Below are 562 nucleotides of genomic sequence, written 5' to 3' on the forward strand. Positions count from 1 at the left end.
CGTGGGCTCGAGCCTCCGAAAGGTTCGCGTCGCGGGCGGCGATGCGTGAGGCCGACATCGCCGCCGAGGTGGTCGCGTAGCTGGCCGCCTGCAGCTGAGACAGGGTGAGCATGAGGTAGATGACCGGGATGAGCAGGACGATGGAGGCGAAGACGAACTCGATGACCGCTGTTCCCTCGTCTGCGTCGTCGGCCGCGACTCCCTGAGCAACCTCGGGCTCAGTCACGGTCGATGTCCTCGACGATGGATCGACCGCGCAGGTCCCAGACCTCGGGCGGTCCCCACAGGCCGAGGACCGGCAGCGGGGTCGTCACCTGCACCTCGACGATCTCGACGGCACCGCGCTGCGACGTCGAGACGGTGACCTTCTGGGCATAGCGCTCGCCGACGGACACACGGATGAGGTCGCGGGTGAGCTTCTGTCCGTCGCGGGGAGTCTGATCGGCCAGGCTCGCCTGCCTCGCTCCGGCGATGGCGGAGTCGATGACCGTGTTGCGGACATGGATGACGAGACCGATCTGCAGGGCTCCGGCCAGGATGAGGGCCAGCAGCGAGGCGATGA

General features: G+C 67.8%; 1 protein-coding gene and 1 pseudogene. Both read right to left on the reverse strand.

From position 1 onward, the window contains the following. Nucleotides 1–226 (reverse strand): annotated as a pseudogene (locus tag AD89_RS0117685) (pilus assembly protein); the annotation flags it as partial. Next, the coding region (locus AD89_RS20235; RefSeq protein ID WP_025781020.1) for a hypothetical protein at nucleotides 219–562 on the reverse strand (344 nt) is incomplete at its 5' end. The pseudogene AD89_RS0117685 and the gene AD89_RS20235, both read right to left, overlap by 8 nt.

Origin of the sequence: Brevibacterium sp. VCM10 (assembly GCF_000583215.1) — a bacterium.
In the GTDB taxonomy this organism is placed as follows: Bacteria; Actinomycetota; Actinomycetes; order Actinomycetales; family Brevibacteriaceae; genus Brevibacterium; species Brevibacterium linens.